Annotated in this window: 22 protein-coding genes and 1 pseudogene; 14 read left to right on the top strand and 9 right to left on the bottom strand. The window is 70.3% G+C overall.

From position 1 onward, the window contains the following. Positions 1 to 7: 7 nt before the first annotated feature. Positions 8 to 871 carry a PAC2 family protein gene (locus G5T42_RS15890; protein ID WP_165129734.1) on the bottom strand — a complete coding sequence of 288 codons (864 nt, stop codon included), beginning with the start codon at positions 869 to 871 and terminating at the stop codon, positions 8 to 10. 129 nt (positions 872 to 1,000) lie between these two features. Between G5T42_RS15890 and G5T42_RS15885 the strand changes: the two genes are divergently transcribed. The 9 genes from G5T42_RS15885 to lnt all read left to right on the top strand — a co-directional run bounded on the left by G5T42_RS15885 (position 1,001) and on the right by lnt (position 10,992). Further along, a complete protein-coding gene (locus G5T42_RS15885) occupies positions 1,001 to 1,687 on the top strand; it encodes an HAD family phosphatase (protein WP_347103997.1) in 687 nt (228 codons plus the stop codon). Further along, positions 1,684 to 2,691 carry a tRNA (adenine-N1)-methyltransferase gene (locus G5T42_RS15880; protein WP_165129733.1) on the top strand — a complete coding sequence of 336 codons (1,008 nt, stop codon included), beginning with the start codon at positions 1,684 to 1,686 and terminating at the stop codon, positions 2,689 to 2,691. Before G5T42_RS15885 ends, G5T42_RS15880 begins: the two co-directional genes overlap by 4 nt. 9 nt (positions 2,692 to 2,700) lie before the next feature. Beyond that, positions 2,701 to 3,648 (top strand): hypothetical protein, encoded by a 948-nt coding sequence (locus G5T42_RS15875; RefSeq protein ID WP_165129732.1) that lies wholly within the window; start codon positions 2,701 to 2,703, stop codon positions 3,646 to 3,648. Between the two features lie 35 nt (positions 3,649 to 3,683). Beyond that, entirely contained in the window at positions 3,684 to 4,679 is a 996-nt protein-coding gene (locus G5T42_RS15870) for a WYL domain-containing protein (RefSeq protein ID WP_165129731.1), read from the top strand. Continuing rightward, positions 4,676 to 5,638: a WYL domain-containing protein gene (locus tag G5T42_RS15865; RefSeq protein WP_241245864.1), complete on the top strand. Its 963-nt coding sequence runs from the start codon at positions 4,676 to 4,678 to the stop codon at positions 5,636 to 5,638. Before G5T42_RS15870 ends, G5T42_RS15865 begins: the two co-directional genes overlap by 4 nt. Positions 5,639 to 5,717: 79 nt before the next feature. Next, positions 5,718 to 5,978: a Sec-independent protein translocase subunit TatA gene (tatA, locus tag G5T42_RS15860; protein ID WP_165129730.1), complete on the top strand. Its 261-nt coding sequence runs from the start codon at positions 5,718 to 5,720 to the stop codon at positions 5,976 to 5,978. A gap of 66 nt (positions 5,979 to 6,044) precedes the next feature. Next, the gene (tatC, locus tag G5T42_RS15855) at positions 6,045 to 6,806 is read left to right on the top strand and encodes a twin-arginine translocase subunit TatC (RefSeq protein ID WP_165130286.1); all 762 of its coding nucleotides are present in this window, start codon (positions 6,045 to 6,047) and stop codon (positions 6,804 to 6,806) included. Continuing rightward, the gene (locus tag G5T42_RS15850; protein WP_165129729.1) at positions 6,803 to 9,304 is read left to right on the top strand and encodes a DEAD/DEAH box helicase; all 2,502 of its coding nucleotides are present in this window, start codon (positions 6,803 to 6,805) and stop codon (positions 9,302 to 9,304) included. Before tatC ends, G5T42_RS15850 begins: the two co-directional genes overlap by 4 nt. Positions 9,305 to 9,357: 53 nt before the next feature. After that, on the top strand, positions 9,358 to 10,992 hold the full coding sequence (gene lnt, locus G5T42_RS15845) for an apolipoprotein N-acyltransferase (RefSeq protein WP_165129728.1): 1,635 nt from the start codon (positions 9,358 to 9,360) through the stop codon (positions 10,990 to 10,992). Between the two features lie 6 nt (positions 10,993 to 10,998). On the opposite strand, the gene G5T42_RS15840 is transcribed toward lnt, so the two are convergent. The 4 genes from G5T42_RS15840 to G5T42_RS15825 all read right to left on the bottom strand — a co-directional run bounded on the left by G5T42_RS15840 (position 10,999) and on the right by G5T42_RS15825 (position 13,850). Then, the gene (locus G5T42_RS15840; protein ID WP_165129727.1) at positions 10,999 to 11,382 is read right to left on the bottom strand and encodes an RNA polymerase-binding protein RbpA; all 384 of its coding nucleotides are present in this window, start codon (positions 11,380 to 11,382) and stop codon (positions 10,999 to 11,001) included. Positions 11,383 to 11,539: 157 nt separating this feature from the next. Beyond that, positions 11,540 to 12,316 (bottom strand): glycerophosphodiester phosphodiesterase family protein, encoded by a 777-nt coding sequence (locus tag G5T42_RS15835; protein ID WP_165129726.1) that lies wholly within the window; start codon positions 12,314 to 12,316, stop codon positions 11,540 to 11,542. After that, positions 12,313 to 13,368, bottom strand: a complete 1,056-nt coding sequence (locus G5T42_RS15830) for an SPFH domain-containing protein (protein ID WP_165129725.1) — start codon at positions 13,366 to 13,368, stop codon at positions 12,313 to 12,315. Before G5T42_RS15830 ends, G5T42_RS15835 begins: the two co-directional genes overlap by 4 nt. Beyond that, a complete protein-coding gene (locus G5T42_RS15825) occupies positions 13,365 to 13,850 on the bottom strand; it encodes an NfeD family protein (protein ID WP_206535662.1) in 486 nt (161 codons plus the stop codon). The genes G5T42_RS15830 and G5T42_RS15825 overlap by 4 nt, the downstream gene beginning before the upstream one ends. A gap of 153 nt (positions 13,851 to 14,003) precedes the next feature. Between G5T42_RS15825 and G5T42_RS15820 the strand changes: the two genes are divergently transcribed. Both G5T42_RS15820 and G5T42_RS15815 read left to right on the top strand, forming a co-directional pair. Next, the gene (locus G5T42_RS15820; protein ID WP_165129724.1) at positions 14,004 to 14,777 is read left to right on the top strand and encodes an SDR family oxidoreductase; all 774 of its coding nucleotides are present in this window, start codon (positions 14,004 to 14,006) and stop codon (positions 14,775 to 14,777) included. A gap of 1 nt (position 14,778) precedes the next feature. Further along, positions 14,779 to 16,762, top strand: a pseudogene (locus G5T42_RS15815) (S9 family peptidase). 60 nt (positions 16,763 to 16,822) lie between these two features. Here the strand turns inward: G5T42_RS15815 and G5T42_RS15810 are convergent. Next, positions 16,823 to 17,383: a DUF308 domain-containing protein gene (locus tag G5T42_RS15810; protein ID WP_165129723.1), complete on the bottom strand. Its 561-nt coding sequence runs from the start codon at positions 17,381 to 17,383 to the stop codon at positions 16,823 to 16,825. Between the two features lie 143 nt (positions 17,384 to 17,526). Beyond that, positions 17,527 to 18,447: an AEC family transporter gene (locus tag G5T42_RS15805; RefSeq protein ID WP_165129722.1), complete on the bottom strand. Its 921-nt coding sequence runs from the start codon at positions 18,445 to 18,447 to the stop codon at positions 17,527 to 17,529. A 163-nt stretch (positions 18,448 to 18,610) separates the two neighbouring features. Here G5T42_RS15805 and G5T42_RS15800 point away from each other — a divergent pair, with 163 nt between their 5' ends. Genes G5T42_RS15800 through G5T42_RS15790 form a run of 3 tightly spaced genes read left to right on the top strand, consistent with a single transcriptional unit; the run spans position 18,611 to position 20,201 of the window. Continuing rightward, positions 18,611 to 19,204, top strand: a complete 594-nt coding sequence (locus G5T42_RS15800; RefSeq protein ID WP_165129721.1) for a sulfite oxidase-like oxidoreductase — start codon at positions 18,611 to 18,613, stop codon at positions 19,202 to 19,204. Further along, on the top strand, positions 19,201 to 19,935 hold the full coding sequence (locus G5T42_RS15795) for a ferredoxin reductase (protein WP_241245863.1): 735 nt from the start codon (positions 19,201 to 19,203) through the stop codon (positions 19,933 to 19,935). Before G5T42_RS15800 ends, G5T42_RS15795 begins: the two co-directional genes overlap by 4 nt. After that, on the top strand, positions 19,935 to 20,201 hold the full coding sequence (locus G5T42_RS15790) for a DUF6510 family protein (RefSeq protein ID WP_165129720.1): 267 nt from the start codon (positions 19,935 to 19,937) through the stop codon (positions 20,199 to 20,201). The genes G5T42_RS15795 and G5T42_RS15790 overlap by 1 nt, the downstream gene beginning before the upstream one ends. A 3-nt stretch (positions 20,202 to 20,204) precedes the next feature. Here G5T42_RS15790 and G5T42_RS15785 read toward each other — a convergent pair whose 3' ends face one another. Continuing rightward, complete coding sequence (locus tag G5T42_RS15785; RefSeq protein ID WP_165129719.1) at positions 20,205 to 20,657, bottom strand: SRPBCC family protein; 453 nt, start codon at positions 20,655 to 20,657, stop codon at positions 20,205 to 20,207. A 141-nt stretch (positions 20,658 to 20,798) separates the two neighbouring features. Continuing rightward, the gene (locus G5T42_RS15780; protein ID WP_165129718.1) at positions 20,799 to 21,722 is read right to left on the bottom strand and encodes a patatin-like phospholipase family protein; all 924 of its coding nucleotides are present in this window, start codon (positions 21,720 to 21,722) and stop codon (positions 20,799 to 20,801) included. Positions 21,723 to 21,725 lie beyond the last annotated feature (3 nt).

Below are 21,725 nucleotides of genomic sequence, written 5' to 3'. Positions count from 1 at the left end.
CGCGCCGCTAGCGGCGCGGCTCGTCGCGACCGGGCTTGGTCGGTCCGTCGCCTCCGCGCCGCAGATAGCGCTCGAATTCCTGCGCGATGGCGTCACCCGAAGCCTCGGGGGAGTCCCACGTGTCGCGCGTCCGCTCGAGCTGGCGGATGTACTCCGTCATCTCCTCGTCGTCGGCCGCAGCCGCGTCGATCGAGGCCTCCCAGGCGACCGCTTCGCTGGCCAGGTCTCCGCGCGGGATCTGCGCGCCGGTCAGGTCTTCCAGACGATCCAGCAGTGCGAGCGTCGCCTTGGGCGACGGCGTGTGGCCCGCCACGTAGTGGGGGACGCTCGCCCACAGGCTCGCGGTCGGGATGCCGGCGGCATCCGCCGCATGCGACAAGACGCTCAGGATGCCGACGGGCCCCTCGTACGTCGAGCGCTCCAGGTTGAGAGACGTGCGGATCTGCTCGTTCTCGCTGCCCGCGAAGACCGAGATCGGCCGGGTGTGCGGAACGTCCGACATCATCGAGCCGATCGAGACGAGGCCCGTGATGTCTTCGCGGAGCGCGACATCGATGAACTCGCTCGCGAAAGCCTGCCACGCGCGGGCGGGTTCGACGCCGGTCAGCAGCCACAGCTGCGCGCTGCGGGTCGGTCGGGCGGGCCGCAGGATCGTCGCCTCGGGCCAGCGCAGGCTCCGCCGGCCGTCGCCGTCGGTCGCGATCTGCGGGCGCGTGTACTGGTAGTCGAAGTAGAGCTCGGGATCGACCGAGAACACCACCTCGTACTCGCCGCTCTCGCGCAGCTGCGTCACGGCGCTGGAAGCGGCTTCGCCCGCATCGTTCCAGCCGTCGAACGCGGCGACGAGCACTCGACGTCCCAGTCCGTCCACGCACCCTCCTCGGCCCCGTGCTGGGGCTCCATCCAGAATAGGCTCCTCGTCGGGATCTCGGGCCACGACCACCCGTGAGCGCCAGATCGGCCGCAGGATCGCCTGATCCCCGCCGGATAGCATGTGTCAGTGAGTCCCCGCCTCCCTGCCGCCGTCCTCTGGGACATGGACGGCACCCTCGTCGATACCGAGCCGTACTGGATGGCCGCCGAGACGCCGCTCGTCGAGAAGTTCGGCGGGACGTGGTCGCACGAGCAGGCGCTCCGCCTCGTCGGGCTCGGTCTCGAGGACTCGGCGCGCATCTTCCAGGATGCCGGCGTGCGGATGGGGATCACCGACATCGTCGACCACCTCACGGACGACGTCATGAACCAGCTCGCCACGAAGGGCGTGCCGTTCCGGCCCGGAGCGCGCGAGCTCCTCACGAGCCTGCGCGACGCCCGCATCCCCACGGCGCTCGTGACGATGTCGCTGCGCCGGATGGCGGAGTCCGTCGTCGATCTCATCGACTTCGACGCCTTCGACGTCATCATCGCGGGAGATGACGCGACCCGGCCCAAGCCGTTCCCCGACCCCTACTGGCAGGCGTGCGAGGCGCTCGGCGTCGCCCCGGCCGACACCGTCGCGATCGAGGACTCGCCCAATGGCCTGCGCTCGGCCGTCGCATCGGGAGCCGCGACGATCGGAGTCCCGCTCATGGTCTCGGTCGCCGGCGCCGGCGCCCACACGATCTGGTCGACCCTCGAGGGCCGGACCGCAGACGACATCGCGGAGTTCCACCGCGAGCACACGGCACGACAGGGAGCCCATCGATGACCTCGGCACGACCCAGCGGACCGTTCCGCATCGGCGATCGCGTGCAGCTGACCGGGCCCAAGGGCCGCCTGCACACGATCACCCTCCGCGAGGACGGCGAGCTGCACACGCACCACGGCGTCCTCAAGCACACGGCGCTCATCGGGCAGCCCGACGGCTCGGTCGTGATCAACAGCGGCGGACACGAGTACCTCGCGCTCCGCCCGCTCCTGCGTGACTTCGTCATGTCCATGCCGCGGGGCGCAGCCATCGTCTACCCGAAGGATGCCGCGCAGATCCTCGCCGAAGCGGACGTCTTCCCGGGCGCCGTCGTCGTCGAGGCCGGTGTCGGATCCGGCGCGCTGTCGCTGTGGCTCCTGCGAGCGATCGGCGGCGAGGGGCGCCTGGTCTCGTTCGAGCGGCGAGCCGAGTTCGCGGAGGTCGCGCGCGCCAACGTCGAGACCTTCACGGGGCATGAGCCCGGGAACTGGGACGTCGTCGTGGGCGACCTCGTGGAGGAGCTCCCGAACGCCGTGGCCGCGGCATCCGTCGACCGGGTCGTCCTCGACATGCTGGCGCCGTGGGAGTGCATCGACGCGGTTGCCGACGCCCTCGCGCCCGGCGGCGTGGTGGTCTGCTACGTCGCCACCGCGACGCAGCTCAGCCGTACGGCGGAGTACATCCGCGGCACGGGCCTGTTCACCGAGCCCGATGCGAACGAGACGATGGTGCGCGGCTGGCATGTCGAGGGCCTGGCCGTCCGGCCCGACCATCGGATGGTCGCCCACACGGGCTTCCTCGTCTGGGCACGCCGGCTCGCTCCGGGCGCGGTGCTGCCGGGGGTCAAGCGTCGCGCATCCAAGTCGAGCTACGGCGACGAGGACGTGGAGCTGTGGACTCCGGGCGCCGTGGGCGACCGCGACATCACGGACAAAAACCTCCGCAAGCGCGTGCGCGAAGCGCAGCGGGCGGCGCAGGGCGCCCGAGAGGCGGCCGGGTCGGGGCGGCCCGAGGCTTCCGCCTAGACTGTTCCGGTGCGCAAGATCCCCGCTGTCCTCGCGGTCCTCGGACTCTCCGCGATCGGCCTGACCGGCTGCGGCATCCCCGCCGGCTACCCATCCTGCCCGCGCCCGACGTCGGACACGTCGGCGGCCGACCTGGTGAAGGTCTCGGGCGAGACGGGCGAGGAGCCGAAGGTCACCACCCGCACGCCGTTCCACGTCGACTCGACCTCGTTCGGCGACATCGCGGAGGGTGACGGCACGGCGATCTCCGCCAAGAACCAGGCCGTCGTGCTCGACCTCCAGATCGTGAGCGGCAAGACCGGCGAGGTCCTCGTGTCGACCCCGTACGACGGCGACCTCTCGCGCGTCAACACGTACGAGCGCTGGATCCAGGCCGTGCCCGCCTTCGAGACGGCGCTGCAGTGCGCCACCGAGGGCACGCGCACGGTCGTGGCGCTCGCGCCCGGCGACATCGAGCCCGAGACCGCCGCGAGCCTCGGCCTCGGCGAGAAGGACTCCGCGATCGCCGTCGTCGACGTGCAGAAGGTCTACCTGCCGCACGCCCAGGGCTCGCTCGTCTACAACGACGCGCTCGGCCTGCCCACGGTCGTGCGCGCGCCCGACGGGCGCCCCGGCGTCATCGTCCCCGACGCGGCCGCGCCGAAGGAGCTCGTCGCCCAGACGCTCATCAAGGGCGCGGGCCCCGAGGTGAAGGCCGACGACACCATCCGCGTGCAGTACACGAGCGTGTCGTGGGACGACAAGTCGGTCCTCGACACCACGTGGGACGGCGAGCCGCAGTCGGTGACGCTCGAGCAGCTCGTGCCCGGGGCGGCCGAGGAGCTCGGAGACGTCACGGTCGGCTCGCAGCTGCTCGTCGTGCTCCCCGCCAGCGACGGCTCGGACGGCGGATCGGCCGGTGTCGCGCGCGTCTTCGTGATCGACATCCTCGGCGTGGACGCCGCTCCCGCCCAGTAGGCGAGTGTCGCGGCGGGCGACTCTAGGATGAGGGAGTGCCCGCGAAATCCCCTGTCCGCAACCCGCCCGAGGAGCGGCTCGTCAACCTCGTGGTCGCCCTCATGGCGACCGAGCAGGGGCTGACGAAGGACACCATCCTGACGTCCGTGTCGGGGTACCGCGAGCAGAGCGAGTCCGGTGCGTCGAAGGACGCGCTCGAGAAGATGTTCGAGCGCGACAAGGAGAGCCTCCGCGGCCTCGGCGTCCCGATCGAGACGATCGGCGACCGCGCCGATCCCGACGACCTCCGCGAGGCGCGCTACCGCGTGCCCACGGCCGAATACGAGCTCCCCGAGGACATCGAGTTCACCCCGGCCGAGATCGCGCTCCTCAACCTCGCCGGCGGCGTCTGGAGCGAGAGCTCGATGTCGGCCGAAGCACGCAGCGGCCTGCGCAAGATCCGCGCCCTCGGCATCGCCGTCGAGGACCCGATCATCGGCTACTCGCCGCGGATCAGCCTGCGCGATCCGGCGTTCCCCGCGCTCCAGCAGGCCATCGAGCTCAGTCGCGTCGTCACCTTCCCCTACCTCAAGCCGGGGGAGGAGGCGCCCCGGGTGCGCCGCGTCCGCCCGCTCGCGCTCGTCGAGTACGAGGCGCGCTGGCACGTCTTCGGCTTCGACCTCAACGTCGGCGCCGACCGCACGTTCCTCCTTTCCCGCATCGTGGGGGAGGTGCAGCAGACGCGGGAGTCGTTCGACCCGGCGCTGCGCGAAGGCGCCGGGGAGCGGGCCCTTGCCGGACTGGAAGAGCTCGCCGAGCGCCAGCTCGCGCTCCTCGAGGTCAACCCCGGCACCGAGGCCGCGCTGCGGCTGAGCCGCCGCGCACGACCCGCGGCACAAGGCATACGCGTCCCGTATGTGGACGCGCAGATCTTCGCGGACGAGCTGGCCTCGTACGGGCCCGAAGTCCGGGTGGTCGAGCCGTCCGACCTGCGCGAGCAGGTGATGGCGCGGCTGCGCGCCACGCTCGAGGTCCACGGAGGCGCCGCGTGACCACCCGCCGCCCCCTCATCGCGACCGATCGCGCCGCGATCATGCTGCAGCTCGTGCCGTACCTCATCGGCAAGGGCGAGGTCTCGGTCGAAGAGGCCGCCGACGAGTTCGACGTGACACCCGTCCAGATGCGCGGCATGGTCGAGAAGCTGACGGTCATCGGGCTCCCCGGCGAGCGCGGCTACTGGCAGATGGCGAACGATCTGTTCGACATCGACTGGGACCTGCTCGACGAGCGCGACCTCATCGTCATCACGAACTCGGTTGGTCTCGAGCGGTCGCCGAAGCTGACCGCCCGCGAGGCGGCCGCGCTGCTCGCGGGGCTTCAGGTGGCCCGCGCGATCCCGGGCGTCGGCGACACCGACCTCTTCACCGGCCTCCTTGCCAAGCTCGCACGCGGCGCGGCGACCGCACCCGCGGAGGTCATCGTCGCACCCGAGCCCGTCGACGCCGTGCGCGGCACCGTCGCGGCGGCCGTGCGGGAGGGCGTGGCCGTGTCGTTCACCTACAAGGCTCCGGATGCCGCGCCCACGACCCGCACGGTCGATCCGGTCAAGATCCAGATCGCGAGCGACCAGTGGTATCTGCAGGGCTGGTGCCACATGCGCCAGGCCATGCGCACGTTCCATCTGGATCGGGTGAGCGACCTGCGCCTCACCGACATCCCCGTGACGCACGGCGAGGAGCCGGCGCCCGGCTGGTTCGAGACCACGAGCGACGAGATCGTGGCCCGCGTCCGCTTCCCGGCCGCCGTCGCCCCGCTCCTCGGCGAGTACGTCGACCGTGCCGAGGTCGAGACGATCGAGGGCGTGTCCATGGCGACGATGCGCATCGCCGACGAGCTGAGCCTTCGCCGCCTCGCCGCCCGCAGGGGCGGCGCCCTCGAGATCATCGAGCCGGCCGGCGCGCGTCGTGCGGCCGCGGACTGGGCCGAGGCGGGGCTCGCGCAGTATCACTGAAGTCGGCCGGCTTCCGGCGGGGGTCCGAGGCTCCGGGTTTAGGATGGACTCATTCCCGCACGACGTTACGGAGCGCAACATGTTTGGCAACCTGAACGGCTGGCACCTGCTGATCCTGCTCGCCGTCATCCTGCTCCTGTTCGGCGCTGCGAAGCTGCCGGCCCTCGCCAAGAGCGTGGGTCAATCGGCCCGCGTCTTCCGCGGTGAGATGAAGGCGATGAAGGAGGAGGACGACAAGCCGTCGACCGCCGCCGGCACCGCCACCTCCACGACGCCCGACACCTCGGCCCCGGCATCCACCACGTCCTCGCCTGCCGACACGCCCGAAGCTAAGCCGTAGCCCGCAGTGAACCCGGCCGGACCGCCGCTGTTCGACGAGCCGGAAGCCCCCCGCCGCGACAAGCGGATGTCGCTCGGGGCGCACCTCGTCGAGTTGCGCAAACGACTCGTGATCGCCGCCCTCGCGCTCGTCGTGGGCATGGTGGTGGCGTTCTTCGTCACGGACTGGGTGCTGTGGCTCATCACCGAGCCGATCCGTGTCATCGCCGCCGAGGACGGTGACACGCGCAAGGTCGAGCTGATGTTCAGCACGGTGACCTCGGCCTTCGATCTGCGACTGCGGATCTCGTTCGCGATCGGCCTTCTCATCTCGGCGCCGATCTGGCTGTGGCAGATCTGGGCGTTCATCATGCCCGGGCTCACCCGCAAGGAGATCAAGTACACGTGGGGCTTCCTCGGCGCCGCGATCCCGCTGTTCTTCATCGGCAGCTACGTGGGCCTGCAGATCATGCCCCACATCGTCGAGCTCATGAACGCCTTCGTCCCCGAGGGCGGCGCGTCGTTCTACGACGCCCAGTACTACTACGACTTCGTCTTCAAGCTGCTGATCGTCGTCGGCGTCTCGTTCGTGCTGCCGGTCTTCCTCGTCGCGCTCAATCTCGCCGGCGTGATGTCGGGCCGGGCGATCCTCAAGGGCTGGCGCGTCGCGGTGCTCATCGCCACGGCCTTCGCCGCGCTCGCGACACCGGCCGCCGATGTGGTCAGCATGCTCATCCTCGCCGGCATCCTCATCGTGCTCTTCTTCGCCGCTGCGGCGCTGTCGATGCTCTTCGACCGGAGGAGGGCCAAGCGCCAGGCCGCCTTCCTCCCGCCGGAGGCGCCCGCGTGAGCGGCCCGAGTCCGGCAGAGCGGTACGCCCAGGCCCGCGAGGAGCGCGCCCATCCGATCACAGCCGCCTTCGCGGCATCCCAGCGCTTCACGCTCGACCCCTTCCAGATCGCGGGATGCCACGCCCTCGAAGAGGGCCGCAGCGTGCTGGTCGCCGCGCCGACCGGGGCGGGCAAGACGATCGTCGGCGAGTTCGCGGTCCACCTCGCCATGCGGGACTCCCCGGAGCGGCGGCATCCGTCGAAGGCTTTCTACACGACGCCCATGAAGGCGCTGTCGAACCAGAAGTTCCGCGAGCTCGTCGACGTGTACGGAGCCGATGACGTGGGCCTTCTCACGGGCGACACGAACATCAACGGCAACGCCCGGATCGTCGTCATGACGACCGAGGTGCTGCGGAACATGCTCTACGCCGACTCTCCGGCGCTGCGCGGCCTCGACTACGTCGTGATGGACGAGGTGCACTACCTCGCCGACCGCTTCCGCGGCGCCGTGTGGGAGGAAGTGATCATCCACCTCCCGCCCGGGGTCCGGCTCGTGTCGCTGTCGGCGACCGTGTCGAACGCGGAGGAGTTCGGCGACTGGCTCGACACGGTCCGCGGCGACACCGAGGTCATCGTGTCGGAAGTGCGTCCCGTGCCGCTCGAGCAGCACGTCCTCGTGCGCGGCGACCTCCTGCCTCTGTTCGACGATCGCGCCGGCGTCGCGACGGCGCAGGTGAATCAGGAGCTCATGCGCATCCGGTCCTTCAAGGGGCCGAACTTCGAGAACAACCGCCGCGTGCAGAGCATGAACAGTGCGCGGCAGCGCGGGTACGAGGCATCCCGTCGTCGTCCCAACAAGGGCGGCACGCGACCCGTGCGCTCCGCCAACGTGCACCGCATCGAGCGCCTCGACCGGCCCGACGTCGTGCAGCTCCTCGAGCGGGCGAACCTGCTGCCCGCGATCTTCTTCATCTTCAGCCGCGTCGGGTGCGACGCCGCCGTGCAGCAGGTGCGGCGGTCGGGCATGCGGCTCACGAGTCAGGACGAGCGTCGCGAGATCCGGGCGATCGTCGAGGAGCGCACGCGCACGCTGCTCGACGAGGATCTCGCCGTCCTCGGCTACTACGACTGGCTGGACAACCTCGAGCGCGGCGTCGCGGCCCATCACGCCGGCCTGCTGCCGGCGTTCAAGGAGGTCGTCGAGGAGCTCTTCCAGCGCAAGCTCGTGAAGGCCGTCTTCGCCACCGAGACGCTCGCCCTCGGCATCAACATGCCGGCGCGCACGGTCGTGCTCGAGAAGCTCGAGAAGTTCAACGGCGAGGCGCGCGTCGCCATCACGTCGGGGGAGTACACGCAGCTCACGGGGCGCGCCGGACGACGCGGGATCGACGTCGAGGGGCACGCGGTCATCCAGTGGACCGAGGGCCTCGACCCCCAGGCGGTGGCCGCGCTCGCCTCCCGGCGCACGTATCCGCTCAACTCGAGCTTCCGGCCGACGTACAACATGGCCGTCAACCTCATCGATCAGTTCGGCCGGGCGCGGGCGCGCGAGATCCTCGAGTCCTCGTTCGCGCAGTTCCAGGCCGACCGCGCCGTCGTCGGGCTCGCCCGGCAGGTGCGCGAGCAGGAGGAGTCGCTCGCGGGCTACGAGCAGGCGATGACGTGCGACCGCGGCGACTTCACCGAGTACTCCCGCATCCGGCGCGAGCTGAGCGACCTCGAGAAGATCAACCGCAAGGACCTCACTGCGGGCCGGGCGACCCGCGACCAGCGGCAGCGCCAGATCGCCTCACTCCGCAAGCAGATGCAGCGGGATCCGTGTCATCAGTGCCCCGACCGCGAGAACCACGCCCGCTGGGCAGAGCGGTACTGGAAGCTCAAGCGCACGATCGACGGCCTCCGCCGCCAGATCGAGACGCGCACCGGCACCGTCGCCCGCATCTTCGACCGGGTCGTCGATGTGCTCGCCGAGCTCGACTACGTGCAGCTCGCCGTCGACGGGGCGACGTCGCTGACGGGGGCCGGGCGCACGATGCGGCGCATCTACGGCGAGCGCGACCTGCTCGTGGCCGAGTCGCTGCGCACCGGCATTTGGGACCAGCTGGATGCCGCGTCCCTCGCGGCGCTCGCGTGCTGCCTCGTCTACGAGCCCCGCCGCGACGAGGGCGGCCCAGGGGAGCAGCGACTGCCTCGGGGTCCGTTCCGCACGGCGCTCTCGGCGACCGACGACCTGTGGCAGCGCCTGGACGACCTCGAGAAAGAGCACCACCTGCCGGGGACGGAGTCCATCGCGACGGGTCTCGCGCAGGCGATGCACTCCTGGGCACGCGGCGTTCCGCTCGACCGGGTGCTCGTCGAGGCCGACATGGCCGCGGGCGACTTCGTGCGCTGGTCGAAGCAGACGATCGACCTCCTCGACCAGCTCTCGCTCGTCGCGGACGGGGGCCTCGCCTCGACGGCGCGCAAGGCGCTCGACTCCGTTCGGCGCGGGATCGTCGCCTACTCCTCGGTATGACGGCGAACCCGGGCCTCAGCAGAGCATCAGCGGCGCGGCCTTAGGCTCGATCCGTGCCCGACGCTCCTCTCGCCGCCGCGCCTTCGCGACCGCTTCTTCCGCTCGCGATCGCGGCGCCCGCGTCAGCCGCCGCGGGGCTCGTGCTCACGACGGCGTTCCCCGCGCTCGCGTGGTGGCCGATGGTCTTCGTCGCGGTGCCGCTCGCACTCGTGTGCCTCGTCGGCCGGCGGACATGGTCGGCGTTCCTCGTCGGGTTCGCCTTCGGGGCGGCGTTCTTCTTCGTGAACCTGAGCTTCACGGCCCGCTACCTCGGCCCGGTGCCGTGGATCGCGCTGTCGATGCTGGAGGCGCTTCTCACCGCCGCCTGCGCGATCCTCATCGCTCTGGCATACCGGTGGGTGCCGCGCGTGCTGCCGAACGCCTGGGGACGGCTCGTCGTGCTGCCGGTCGTCGTCGCCGGACTCTGGACGCTGCGCGAGGAGGTGCTCGGCACCTTCCCTTATGGCGGCTTCCCGTGGGGGCGTATCGGCGTGACGCAGTCGAACGGTCCCCTCGCCGATGTCGCCTCGTGGGTCGGGATGTCGGGCCTCTCATTCCTCGTCGTGCTCGTCTGCGCCGCCGCGATCGAATACGTCCGGCTCGGGCGGTGGCGCGACCTGCGCGCAGCGGTTCCGACCGTCGTCGCACTCGTCCTCCTGATCGCGCCGCCTCAGTTCGCGACGACGGATGCCGGGAGCATCCGCGTCGGAGCCGTGCAGGGCAACGGGCCGGCCGGCTACTTCGACCAGCGCGGGCCGAACGACATCCTGCGTGCCCAGGTCGAGGCGACGCGTCCGCTCATCGGCGAGGACATGGACGTGCTGCTCTGGCCCGAGGGCGGCATCGACTCCGATCCCACCCAGAACGAGGCGACGGCCGGCGTGCTCGACACGCTCGCGGATCGCATCGGAGCGCCGCTGCTCGTGAGCGCCGTCACACAGCGCGGCGCCGAGTACTTCAATTCGTCGCTGCTGTGGGAGGACGGCGCCGACAACCCCGTCGACACATACGACAAGCGGCATCCCGTCCCCTTCGGGGAGTATGTTCCCGATCGCTGGCTGTACCGCAACTTCGCACCCGACCTCATCGACCTGATCCAGCGCGAATACACCCCCGGAACCTCGTCGCCGATGTTCGACGTGAACGGGGTCGGGGTTGGCCTCGCGATCTGCTTCGACGTCATCTACGACGACGTCATCTGGGAAGGCGCTCAGGCCGGCGCAGAGGTGTACATGTTCCAGACGAACAACGCCGACTTCCGCGGCACGGACGAGAACCTGCAGCAGCTCGCCTTCGCGCGCATGCGCGCCATCGAGACCGGCCGCTCCGTCGTGAACCTCTCGACCGTCGGCACGAGCCAGGTCATCGCCCCCGACGGCACCACGATCGACGGTCTTCCCGCGGACGAGGCCGGTCAGATGCTCACTGACGTTCCGCTGCGGACGGGGCTCACGCCAGCCGTCGTCCTGGGTCCGTGGGTGAAGGCGCTCCTTGCCTGGGGGAGCGTCGTCGCGCTTCTCGGCTTCGGGCTCGCGATGGCCATCCGCCGGCGATCCGCCGCGCGCAGCACGACCCCGCCCTCGGCGGGAACCGGCGCTGCACACAGCACGACGCCGGCCCCCGAAGGGACCGGCGTCGTGGACGTCTGATGCGGGTCAGGCGCTGATCTTGTCGACCGTCACGTCCTCGCCGGCGCCGCGACGGGCGCGGACGTAGGCGAGACGCTCCTCGAGGAGCTCTTCGAGCTCCGGGAGGCTGCGACGCTCGAGCAGCATGTCCCAGTGGGAGCGCGCCGCCTTGTCGCCGCTGTGGTCGACCGTCGCGGTGCCCTCGCCGATGCGCAGGAGAGCCTCGGCGCCGCACGTGCGGCATTCCCAGGTCTCGGGAACCTCGGCGTCCGCCGCGAAGGTCAAAGTCGTGTCACGCCCGCAGGACGTGCACGCGTAGATGTGCTGTGCGCGCTCATGGAACACGACGCCCTCCTCGCTCTGGAGGCTCTGGGCGCCGAGCCGGATGCCGCGCAGGCTGCGATCTGCCATGGTTTTCGGGTCCTCTCGTCGCTGTACAGGTATAACGAAACGACCTGGGCATCTCATCCGAACGGAGGGCCTGCATCGCGCTTTCACAGTGTATGCACAGGCGAGACGCAGTACCGCCGGTCGTGGGACCGAGGATCGGGTCCGGTGGGTCGAGAGGTCAGCGCAGCGCCGCGAGCGCGACGTCGGCGCGATCGGTCACGATGCCGTCGACACCCATGCCGACGAGTCTCGTCATCTCGCCCGGATCGTTGACCGTCCACACGTGCACCTCGACATCCGCACCGTGCGCGTAGTCGAGCAGGCGCGGCGTCACGATCCGCAGCCGGCCCTGGCGCTCCGGAACCTGCAGAGCATCGATGCCGCGAAGCAGGCGCCGCGCGAGCGGACGTGAGCGCATGGACACAGCGCCGATGAGCCGCGTCACTATCGACGTCCCGGCCGAGGTCGCGGGACGGATGCCGCCACCCGCCGCCGCCGCGGCATCCAGAGCAGCGCGCCGGCGGTCGTCGGAGAAGCTCGTGAGGAGGACGCGTGCCCCGTGCGGCGCGACGATGCGCCCGACCGCCTCGGCTGCACCCTCCGCCTTGACGTCGAGGTTGAAACGGACGTCGGGGAACGCGTCGAGCGCCTGCTCGAGCGTCACGAGGCCGCCGTGCCCACCCATGAGCTGGTCGAGCTCGCGCGAGGTCACCGCGTCGACGCGCCGAGGATCACCCGTGACCCGGGACAGGTCGGCATCGTGGAAGAGCACGACCACGCCGTCGAGGGTCAGGTGGCAGTCGGACTCGACGTAGTGCGCGCCGGCGGCCTGGGCTGCCGCCACCGCGGCGAACGAATTCTCGACCACACCGTGCGTGGCATCCAGCGGTGTGACCAGGCCGCGATGCGCCAGCACCCGCGGTCGCGGGACACCGGCGAACCACGGGTGGGTCACGCCGACGGCGGCTGCTCGGCCGGGCTCTCGGGAAGCTCCCGCTGCGGCGACTCCGGCGATCCGGAGGTCGCGGCGGGCCCGGCCGGTGATGCGGCGGCTTGCGGCACAGCGGCGCGGGCGGCGGGGGACGAGGCATCCGTCGTCTTCGCAGCCTCGGCGAGCGAACCCGCGAAAGCCCCGCTGACGCCCTTGAGCGCCTCGGTGAACTCGCTCGGGATGATCCAGAGCTTGCTCGACGGGCTCTCGCTGATCTTCGGGAGCGTCTGGAGGTACTGGTAGGCCAGGAGCTTGGGGTCGGGGTCTCCGACGTGGATGGCGTTGAAGACCGTCTCGATCGCCTCGGCCTCGCCCTGCGCGCGAAGGACGGCGGCCTGCTTGTCGCCCTCCGCCTTGAGGATCTCGGCCTGCCGGCGACCCTCCGCCTCGAGGATCTGCGACTGCTTGGAGCCCTCGGCCGTCAGGATCGCCGCACGACGGTCGCGCTCGGCGCGCATCTGCTTCTCCATCGAGTCCTGGATCGAGATGGGCGGATCGATCGCCTTGATCTCGACGCGCCCGACGCGGATGCCCCATTTGCCGGTCGCCTCGTCGAGGACGACGCGCAGCTGGCCGTTGATCTCGTCGCGGCTCGTGAGCGCCTCTTCGAGGTTGAGCCCGCCGACGACGTTGCGGAGCGTCGTCGTCGTCAGCTGCTCCACAGCGCCGAGGTAGTTCGCGATCTCGTACGTCGCGGCCCGGGCGTCGGTCACCTGGAAGTAGATGACGGTGTCGATCGAGACGACGAGGTTGTCCTCGGTGATGACGGGCTGCGGCGGGAACGACACGACCTGCTCGCGGAGGTCGATCAGCGGGCGCAGGCGGTCGATGAAGGGGATCAGCAGGTTGAGGCCCGGCATGAGCGTCTTGTGGTAGCGGCCGAGACGCTCGACGATGCCCGCGTTCGCCTGCGGGATGATGCGGATGGATCGGAAGATCACCACCAGCACGAAGATGAAGACCGCGGCGGCGAGCACCCACCCGATCGTGGCGGGGATGATGTCGTCCGGGTTCATGCGGGAAGCTCCTGGGTGTCGACGGGACGGACGTAGGCGGTGGCGCCGTCGATGCGGCTGACGCGCACCGGCGTTCCGGGCTCGAGGGCGAGGGTGGCGAAGGATGCCTCGGCCCGCGCCGTCCAGACGTCGCCGTTCGAGAGCTTGACCTGGCCCGCGTCCGCCGAGACGGTCGAGAGGACGCGCCCGGACAGGCCGATGAGGGCGGCCACGTTGCTCGGCGTCGGGTCTTCGCCGCGGCGCAGACGCCGCAGCAGCGGCGGACGGAGGAACAGGACGAGGACGGCGGCGACCACGGCGGCGATCACGACCTGGAGCCACAGCGGGGCGCCGAAGAGGTCGGAGGCGAGACCGGCCACGCCGCCGATGCTGAGCATCAGGAACGTGAAGTCGAGCGTCAGCATCTCGATGACGAGGAACAACAGGATCAGCACCAGCCAGCCGATCCATGCCCAGTCTTCGATCGTCTGGATGAGCTCCACGATGTGCCTCCCTGTGCTCGAACCTACCACGGTGATTTCGGGCCGGATCGGCCCGGCGGAGGCGGATTGGTAGGGTCGAAGAGCGCCGCGCGACACGACCGCGGCGGCCGCGGCATCCGTCGCTCGGCACCTTCTTACCCGTTGGGAAATCACGTGTCCGAAACCCTCACGCCCCTCCCGCAGGGCTCGCTCAGCGGCAAGACCGCTCTTGTCACCGGATCGTCGCGCGGCATCGGCGCAGACACCGTCCGCTACTTCGCGCAGGCGGGTGCGAACGTCGTCATCAACTACCGCAACAAGGCTCCGCGGGCCGAGAAGCTGGCGGGCGAGCTGCGTGGGCTCGGCGTCGAGGCGCTCGTCGTCGGAGCCGACCTGACCGATCCCGAGTCGGTGCGGGCGATGTTCGCCGAGGTCGAGCGCGCGTTCGGCGGCCTCGACATCCTGGTGCTCAATGCCTCCGGCGGCATGGAGTCGGGCATGGCCGAGGACTACGCCCTGCAGCTCAACCGCGACGCCCAGGTGAACGTGCTCGAGACGGCTCTGCCGCTCCTTCGCGAAGGCTCGCGGGTCGTCTTCGTCACGAGCCACCAGGCGCACTTCATCCGCACGACGCCGACGATGCCCGAGTACGAGCCCGTCGCACTCTCCAAGCGCGCCGGGGAGGACGCTCTGCGGGAGCGCATCCCCGAGCTCGAGGGCAAGGGCATCGGCTTCACCGTCGTCTCGGGCGACATGATCGAGGGCACGATCACGGCGACCCTCCTCGAGCGCGCGAACCCCGGGGCCATCGCCGCGCGGCGTGAGGACGCCGGAAAGCTCTACAACGTCGCCGAGTTCGCCGCCGAGGTCGCGCGCGCGGCGCTCGACCCCGTGCCCGCCGACAACACGCGCCTCGTCGGCGACACCGACTCGTTCGGCGAGGAGTGACGTGCGCGCGAACGACATCGAGAAGCTCGTCTCCGTCGGCCGCCCCGACATCGCACCGGACGGCTCGTTCGCGGTCTTCCCGACCTCGCGTCCCGATCTGGCCGCGAACAAGGCGGTCGGCCAGCTGTGGCGTGTCGACCTTCCGGACGGCACTCCGCGCCGCCTGACCCGCGGCACGTCCGATTCCGCCCCCCGCCTCTCGCCGGACGGCGGCCGTCTCGCCTTCCTCCGCGGCGACGGCAAGGGCAAGCCGCAGATCTTCGTCGTGGACGCCGGGGGAGGGGGAGCCGGTTCAGGCGACGGATGCCGAGGCCGGCGTCTCGGAGTTCGCCTGGGCGCCTGACGGCGCAACCTTCGCCTACATCGCCCGGGTGCCGGAGAAGGGCCGCTACGGAACGGTCGAGGGGCTGGATGCCTCGGCGGAGGCGCCTCGGCACATCACGAGCATCCGCTGGCACGCCAACGGCCTCGGCTACGTCGCGGACCGCCCGGCGCACGTGTTCGCGATCGCCGTTCCGGCGACCGACTCCGAGCCGTTCTACGAGCCCGCCGCACGGGTGCTCGGCGAGGACGAGAAGCCCGACGAGAAGCGCGTCGTGGCCGCGGAGCCCCGGCAGCTGACCGAGGGCGAGGCATCCCATTCCGGCGTCGCCTTCCTCGGCCGCGAGATCCTCACGGTGCGCGATGTGCTCGAGACCGGCAAGCGCGACCTCCGCACGACCGTCGTGGCGGTCGGCGACGACGGCGCGGGGGAGCGGGAGGTCGTCTCGCGGGACGCGGGCCTGTCGATCAGCGATGTCGACGTCGCGCCCGACGGGACCGTCGTGCTGCTCGCGAACGACGTCGGACCCGACTTCACGGACTTCGTCGCACCCGGCGTCGCCCTCTACGTCGTCGAGAACGGCGAACCGCGCCGGCTCACCGACGCCGAGACGGTCGACCTCGGCGAGGTGGGCAGCCACGTCGCTTTCGACGGCGAGGACTTCCTCGTGCAGGACCGCACCCGCGGTCGCGTTCGGCTTCTCCGCGTCACCCGCGCGGGCGGTGTGTCGGAGGTGCTGGCCGGCGATCTCGAGGTCAACGGCCACGCCACGTCCGGCGGCCGCACGGTCGCGGCGGTCGCGACTCCCGAATCGTTCGGTGAGCTCGTGCTCGTCGACGGCGGGGATGCGACGACGCTGACGGCCTTCGGCGCGGGGGCCGCCGCATCCGGCATCTCCGTTCCCAGCGAGCTGACCATCGAGGGGCGCGACGGCTACCCCGTGCACGGATGGGTCGCCAAGCCCGCCGGCGAAGGGCCGTTCCCCGTCATCCTCCAGATCCACGGCGGCCCGTACGCGTCGTACGGCGTGCACCTCTTCGACGAGACGCAGGTGCTGGTGGATGCCGGCTACGCCGTCGTCTACTCGAACCCTCGCGGCTCTGCGGGCTACGGGCGCGAGCACGGGCGGGTGATCCGCCAGGCCATGGGCACGGTGGACTTCCACGACGTCATCGACTTCCTCGAGGGAGCGGTCGCGGCCGACCCGTCGCTCGACGGCTCGCGCGTCGGGATCATGGGCGGCTCGTACGGCGGGTACCTGACGGCGTGGATCATCGCGCACGACCACCGCTTCGCCGGCGCGATCGTCGAGCGCGGCTTTCTCGACCCCGAGAGCTTCCAGGGCACGAGCGACATCGGCTCGTTCTTCGGCGACGAGTACGTCGGCGTCTCAGCCGAGGACATCGCGCGGCAGAGCCCGATGGCCGTCGTCCGCGACGTGACGACCCCGACCTTCGTCGTGCATTCGGAGCTGGACTTCCGCTGCCCGCTCGAGCAGGCCACACGGTACTACTCGGCGCTCAAGCGCCAGGGCACGCCGGCCGAGCTGCTGATCTTCCCCGGCGAGAATCACGAACTGACCAGGGGCGGCCAGCCACGGCACCGCGTCCAGCGCTTCGAGGCGATCCTGGACTGGTGGAGCCGGTACCTTCCGGTCGGCTGAAGCGGCAGAAAGAAGAAGGGCCCCGGGAGTTCCGGGGCCCTTCTTCTCATGCGCGTCGACTCAGAGGTCGCGGCCCGAGAAGCGGAACGCGCGGATGATCTGGATGATGCCCAGCACGACGAGCGCGATGCCCAGCAGCCACCACAGCACGAAGGCGCCGTAGAGGGGCGTGAAGAGCAGCACGATGCCCGCGAGGATGCTGATGATGGCGAAGAAGATCGTCCACCCCTTCGACGCGGCGTCGCCGAGGGTCGAGAGCGAGACGATGCCCTCGATGATCCACAGGATGCCGACGAGGATGCCGAGGAAGACGGCGAACCAGCCGGTGGCGGCCTGGAGGTTCACGAAGGCGAAGATGCCGGCCAGGATGAACAGGATGCCGAGGACGATGTGTCCGACGCGCGCCCACCCGCCCTTGGACTTCGAGAAGATCCCGAGGCCCGCGTAGACCAGGCCGGCTGCGATCGCGTAGATGGCGATGATGGCCGTGACGACGACCGCGGTCTTGCCGGGCCACACGAGGATCAGGATCCCGATGATGACGGAGAGCACGCCGCCGACGCCGAAGGCGGTGCGGATGCCGTTGACGGCCGACTTCTCGGCTGCGGATTCGGTGGACATGGGAGCGAGCCCTTTCTGAGTGTTTGCTGTGAGCGTTCTGCCACAGCCTAGACCCGCCGGTGCACGCGGTTCGGCAATGCCGCGGTGCGTTCACCGTTTTGTGACGAGGTGTGTCGGCGCGGTGGTCGGCCCGCCACTTGGGCTCAGCCGAGCAGGATCGTCGCGAGCAGGAGGATCGGGACGCAGCCCACGGTGGTGAGGAAGACGGTGTCTCGCGAGATCGTCTCGCCGACGCCGTAGCGCTGCGAGTAGTTGAAGACGTTCTGCGCGGTCGGCAGCGCCGCGAGTACGACGACGACCAGCACGTCGTGCGCAGGCAGTCCGAACACGAACTCCGCGACGAACCACGCGACGACGGGCATGACGAGCAGCTTGAGCGCCGAGGCGAGCGCGATGTCGCGTCGGCGGCCCGACGGCCCGAGCACCCGCTGTCCGTGCAGCGAGATGCCGTAGGAGATGAGGAGCACCGGCACGCACGCGTTCGCGATGAGCTGCGCGGGCTCCATCACGATCGGCGGGGGATCCCAGCCGGAGACCGAGACGATCGTGCCGAGCGCGGATCCGAGCACGATCGGATTGGTCGCCGTGCGCAGAAGCGCGCGGCCGAACGAGGAGCGTCCTGCGGTCGCGGCCTCGAGGATCGTCATCGAGATGGGCGTGAAGACGAGCAGCTGCATCAGGATCACGGGCGCGGGATACGCCGCCGAGCCGAGCAGGTAGAGCGACAGTGGGATGCCGATGTTGTTGGAGTTGACCTGTCCGGCCGACAGCGCGCCGATGACGATCTCGCCGATGGACCGACGCCAGATGAGCCACGCGACGACGCTGTAGATCGCGATCATCGAAACGGCGGCGATCGCCGAGACCGGCAGCATCGCGGAGAAGAGCGTGTGGACGTCCGCGTTCGCGAGCACGACGAAGAGGAGGAACGGCGACAGCACGAAGAACGTCAGACGGCTGAGGACGGGTCGAGCATGTTCGCCGAGCAGGTCCGTGCGCCCGATGATCCAGCCGACGAGGATCGCCACGCCGACGACGGCGAACCCGGTGAGCGCCTCGATCACGAGGTCGGGAACGCTTCGCCGACGGATGCCACGTCCTCCAGGCTATCGACCGGTTCCGCCTGCTCCGTTCCCCGGCGGATCGGCGCTGTCGCGCCGCCCTCGCCGTCGCTAGCCTGGAGGCGGTCGACGCGTGGGCGCCGATCGCTGTGCGAGGAGGGGTTCGATGGCTGTTTTCTCCCGCGGGTTCGGCGCGCGACGCCGGGAGTCCGACCCGAGGCTGCCTCCGGGGCAGTACCTGACGGAGGACTTTCCGGTGCTGTCAGCGGGCCCGACGCCGGACGTCGACCTCGCGGATTGGCGTTTCACGATCCGCACCGAGAAGGGCATGCAGACGACCTGGACGTGGGACCAGTTCATGGCTCTGCCGATCGAGACGATCGACACCGACATCCATTGCGTCACGCGCTGGTCCAAGCTCGGCACGCAGTGGCGCGGGGTCTCGCTCGACACCCTCTTCGAGAACGTCGACACGGACGTCGAGTTCGCCATGGCGCATTCGTACGGGGGCTACACGACGAACGTCCCGCTCGACGACCTGCTCGACGGCAAGGCGTGGGTAGCGTTCGAGTTCGACGGCGAGCCCCTCGATCCCGAGCACGGCGGACCGGCGCGCCTGCTCGTGCCGCATCTCTACTTCTGGAAGAGCGCGAAGTGGCTGCGCGCGCTCGTGCTGCAGGACCGCGACGACCCGGGGTTCTGGGAGCAGAACGGCTACCATATCCACGGTGACCCGTGGACCGAGGAGCGCTACTGGTGACGGGCGCCGGACGAGTTTCGTGGCGGGAGGCCACGGTGCTTTCGGTGGTCGAGGCGAACGCGCACGCCCGCATCCTGACGCTCTCGGTGCCGGGCTGGGAGGGCAGCGTGCCCGGGCAGCACATCGACGTCCGCCTCACGGCGGAGGACGGCTATCAGGCTGTGCGGTCCTATTCGCTCGGCCTGGCGGGGGAGGGGGGCACGGTCGAGATCGGGGTCGACGAGGTGCCCGACGGCGAAGTCTCGCCGTACCTCGTGCGAGACGTCGCGCCGGGGGACGCGCTCGAAGTGCTCGGACCCCTCGGCGGCTACTTCGTCTGGCGCGAGGAGGATCCCTCGCCTGTGCAGCTGATCGCCGGGGGCTCGGGGATCGTGCCCCTGCGGGCGATGGTGCGATCGCGGCTCGCCGCCGCCAGCGACCAGCCGTTCCGCCTCCTGGTCTCGGTGCGAACCCCGGAAGACGCGATATATCGTGATGAGCTCGAATCCGTGCCGGGGGACAGGGGAGTGGAGGTGGCGTGGGCGTACACCCGCGAGGCGCCGGCTTCCTGGTCCGGTCACGTCGGACGCCTCGACGCCGAGACGCTGGACGCCGCGGTGTGGCCCGTCGCCGACGACCCGGTGATCTACGTGTGCGGCCCGACGGGATTCGTCGAGTTCGTCGCACACGAGCTCGTGGCGCGCGGACACTCGCCGCGCCGCATCAAGACCGAGCGCTTCGGGGGCCTCTGATGAGTCGGAACGTGCAGCACCTGGACGGGAACGCCCTCGCGGGAGTGCTGGCCGAATTGATGAGCACGGATGCCTCATCCCTGACGATCACGTGCGCTCACTGCGGCGCGCACGGCGACATGGCAGAGGTGTCCGTGGAGCGCGATGCCGTGGCATCCATCGTCCGCTGCCTCTCGTGCGACCACACGCTGCTCGTGATCCTTCGGGACGCGGGCGGAGGCATCCGTCTGCGCTTCGAAGGCACCGCGGAGATCGCGTCGGCCTGAGGACTACCGCTCGTCGAGCCTGGGCAGGGCGTCGGAGATGAGGCGCTGCCACTCGGCGAGCATGTCGTCGTACTCGGCGACGAACTGCTCGAGCAGCGCGTCGGCGGACGGGTCGAGCGACGTGAGGTCGTAGTCGACGTGGACGAGCGATCCGGTAACGGTCGCCTCGAGGCGCACGCGGACCGTCGTCGCGCTGTGACCGGGCGTCACGCGCGCGTAGGTCGCCGCTGTGGGCGGCCGCGACTCCACGACGATCCAGGTCGTCTCGTGCTCGTGCGTTCGCGTGCGCCACACCGTGCCGGGCTGCGTGTCGTCGTCGACGTCTGAGACGAACTCGGGCGACCAGCCCGGTACCCAGAGCGTCTCACCGCGCGCGGTGAACAGCGGAAAGGCCCGCTCGGGCGGAAGCGCCACGGTCAGCGTTCCGGTGCAGATGTGGCGAGGGCGGTGCGGCACAGCGGAGAGGCTACACGTGCTCCGGCGTGCGAGCGGTCGATATAATCGCCGATAATGCACATTATGTCAACTCACCCACCGGATGCGACCCTGGTCCGCGCGGCACGCGAACCAGGGACGCTCCCCCTCGGCGAGGCTAGGTCAGTCCCAGAAGGCGCTCAGTGATTCGGCGAGCGAGGCGCCGTGCGCGTGCCCGGCTCGTGCGGCCGGCGGTCGGCTCGCGGGATCCATGACGTCGTCGCCGAACGCCGCCAGCGCGTCGGCGTCCGGGTAGATCGCCTCGACGTGGCTGCCCTGAGCGCGCAGCTCGTCGATCTGCGTCACGAGATCGAGACGCCACTCCAGGGGCAGTCTCGTGCGCCCGCCGAACGGCGACAGCACGAGAACCTTCTCGTAGCCGCTCGCCAGATCGGCGTTCTCGGCATTCGTGCGATAGCCGCCGTCGATGTACCGCCGGTCGCCGATCGCGTACGCGAAGCCGCCGGCGCAGCTCGCGGCGACGGCGTCGGCGAGCTCCACGCCGCTGTCGCGGTCGAACACCACGGGTTCGCCGGTACGGGCATCGACAGCTGTGATGAGCACACGCTGCCGCGGCCATTCCTGCTGCGGAAGCCGTGCGGCGACGATCGTGCGCCACCTGTCGCTTCCGGTGGCCGAGGACGCGGCATCCGCCTCCAATTCGGCGCCCATCCTGCGGCGCATGTCGGCAGCGTCCCGTGAGTCGGCGATCACCGCGTTCATGCGTTCGAGGTGGGTGCGTGTGAGTGTCGGCCGGGCGGGGCGACCGCCGCCCGGTGTGACCGCCGGCGCATCGAGGACGTCCGCGAGGAGCCGTTCGGGGCTCGCTCCGGTGATCTGGGCGGCGGCGGTCGACCCGGCGGAGGTGCCGACGATGAGGTCGGCGGTCGTGACGTCGAGCCCGCCGTCGTACAGGCCGGCGACGACGCCGATCAGCCAGGCATTGCCCGCCGATCCCCCGCCGCCGAGCACGAGGGCCTTGCCGGATGGATGCTCCGACTGCGCGCCGGACCGGGGCTCCGCGTCGTGGAGAAGAGAGTGCTTCATGTT

It is taken from the genome of Microbacterium sp. 4R-513 (genome assembly GCF_011046485.1).
Taxonomy (GTDB): Bacteria; Actinomycetota; Actinomycetes; order Actinomycetales; family Microbacteriaceae; genus Microbacterium.
Note: the sequence above shows the minus strand (reverse complement) of the source record. Positions and strands in the feature narration are given on the sequence as shown.

Bases quoted from the DNA above. Each gene is read 5' to 3' on its own strand.
- G5T42_RS15840 (WP_165129727.1), bottom strand. From the start codon at position 11,382: ATGGCAGATCGCAGCCTGCGCGGCATCCGGCTCGGCGCCCAGAGCCTC.
- G5T42_RS15780 (WP_165129718.1), bottom strand. From the start codon at position 21,722: ATGAAGCACTCTCTTCTCCACGACGCGGAGCCCCGGTCCGGCGCGCAG.
- tatA (WP_165129730.1), top strand. From the start codon at position 5,718: ATGTTTGGCAACCTGAACGGCTGGCACCTGCTGATCCTGCTCGCCGTC.
- G5T42_RS15880 (WP_165129733.1), top strand. From the start codon at position 1,684: ATGACCTCGGCACGACCCAGCGGACCGTTCCGCATCGGCGATCGCGTG.
- G5T42_RS15800 (WP_165129721.1), top strand. From the start codon at position 18,611: ATGGCTGTTTTCTCCCGCGGGTTCGGCGCGCGACGCCGGGAGTCCGAC.
- G5T42_RS15790 (WP_165129720.1), top strand. From the start codon at position 19,935: ATGAGTCGGAACGTGCAGCACCTGGACGGGAACGCCCTCGCGGGAGTG.
- tatC (WP_165130286.1), top strand. From the start codon at position 6,045: ATGTCGCTCGGGGCGCACCTCGTCGAGTTGCGCAAACGACTCGTGATC.
- G5T42_RS15810 (WP_165129723.1), bottom strand. From the start codon at position 17,383: ATGTCCACCGAATCCGCAGCCGAGAAGTCGGCCGTCAACGGCATCCGC.
- G5T42_RS15830 (WP_165129725.1), bottom strand. From the start codon at position 13,368: ATGAACCCGGACGACATCATCCCCGCCACGATCGGGTGGGTGCTCGCC.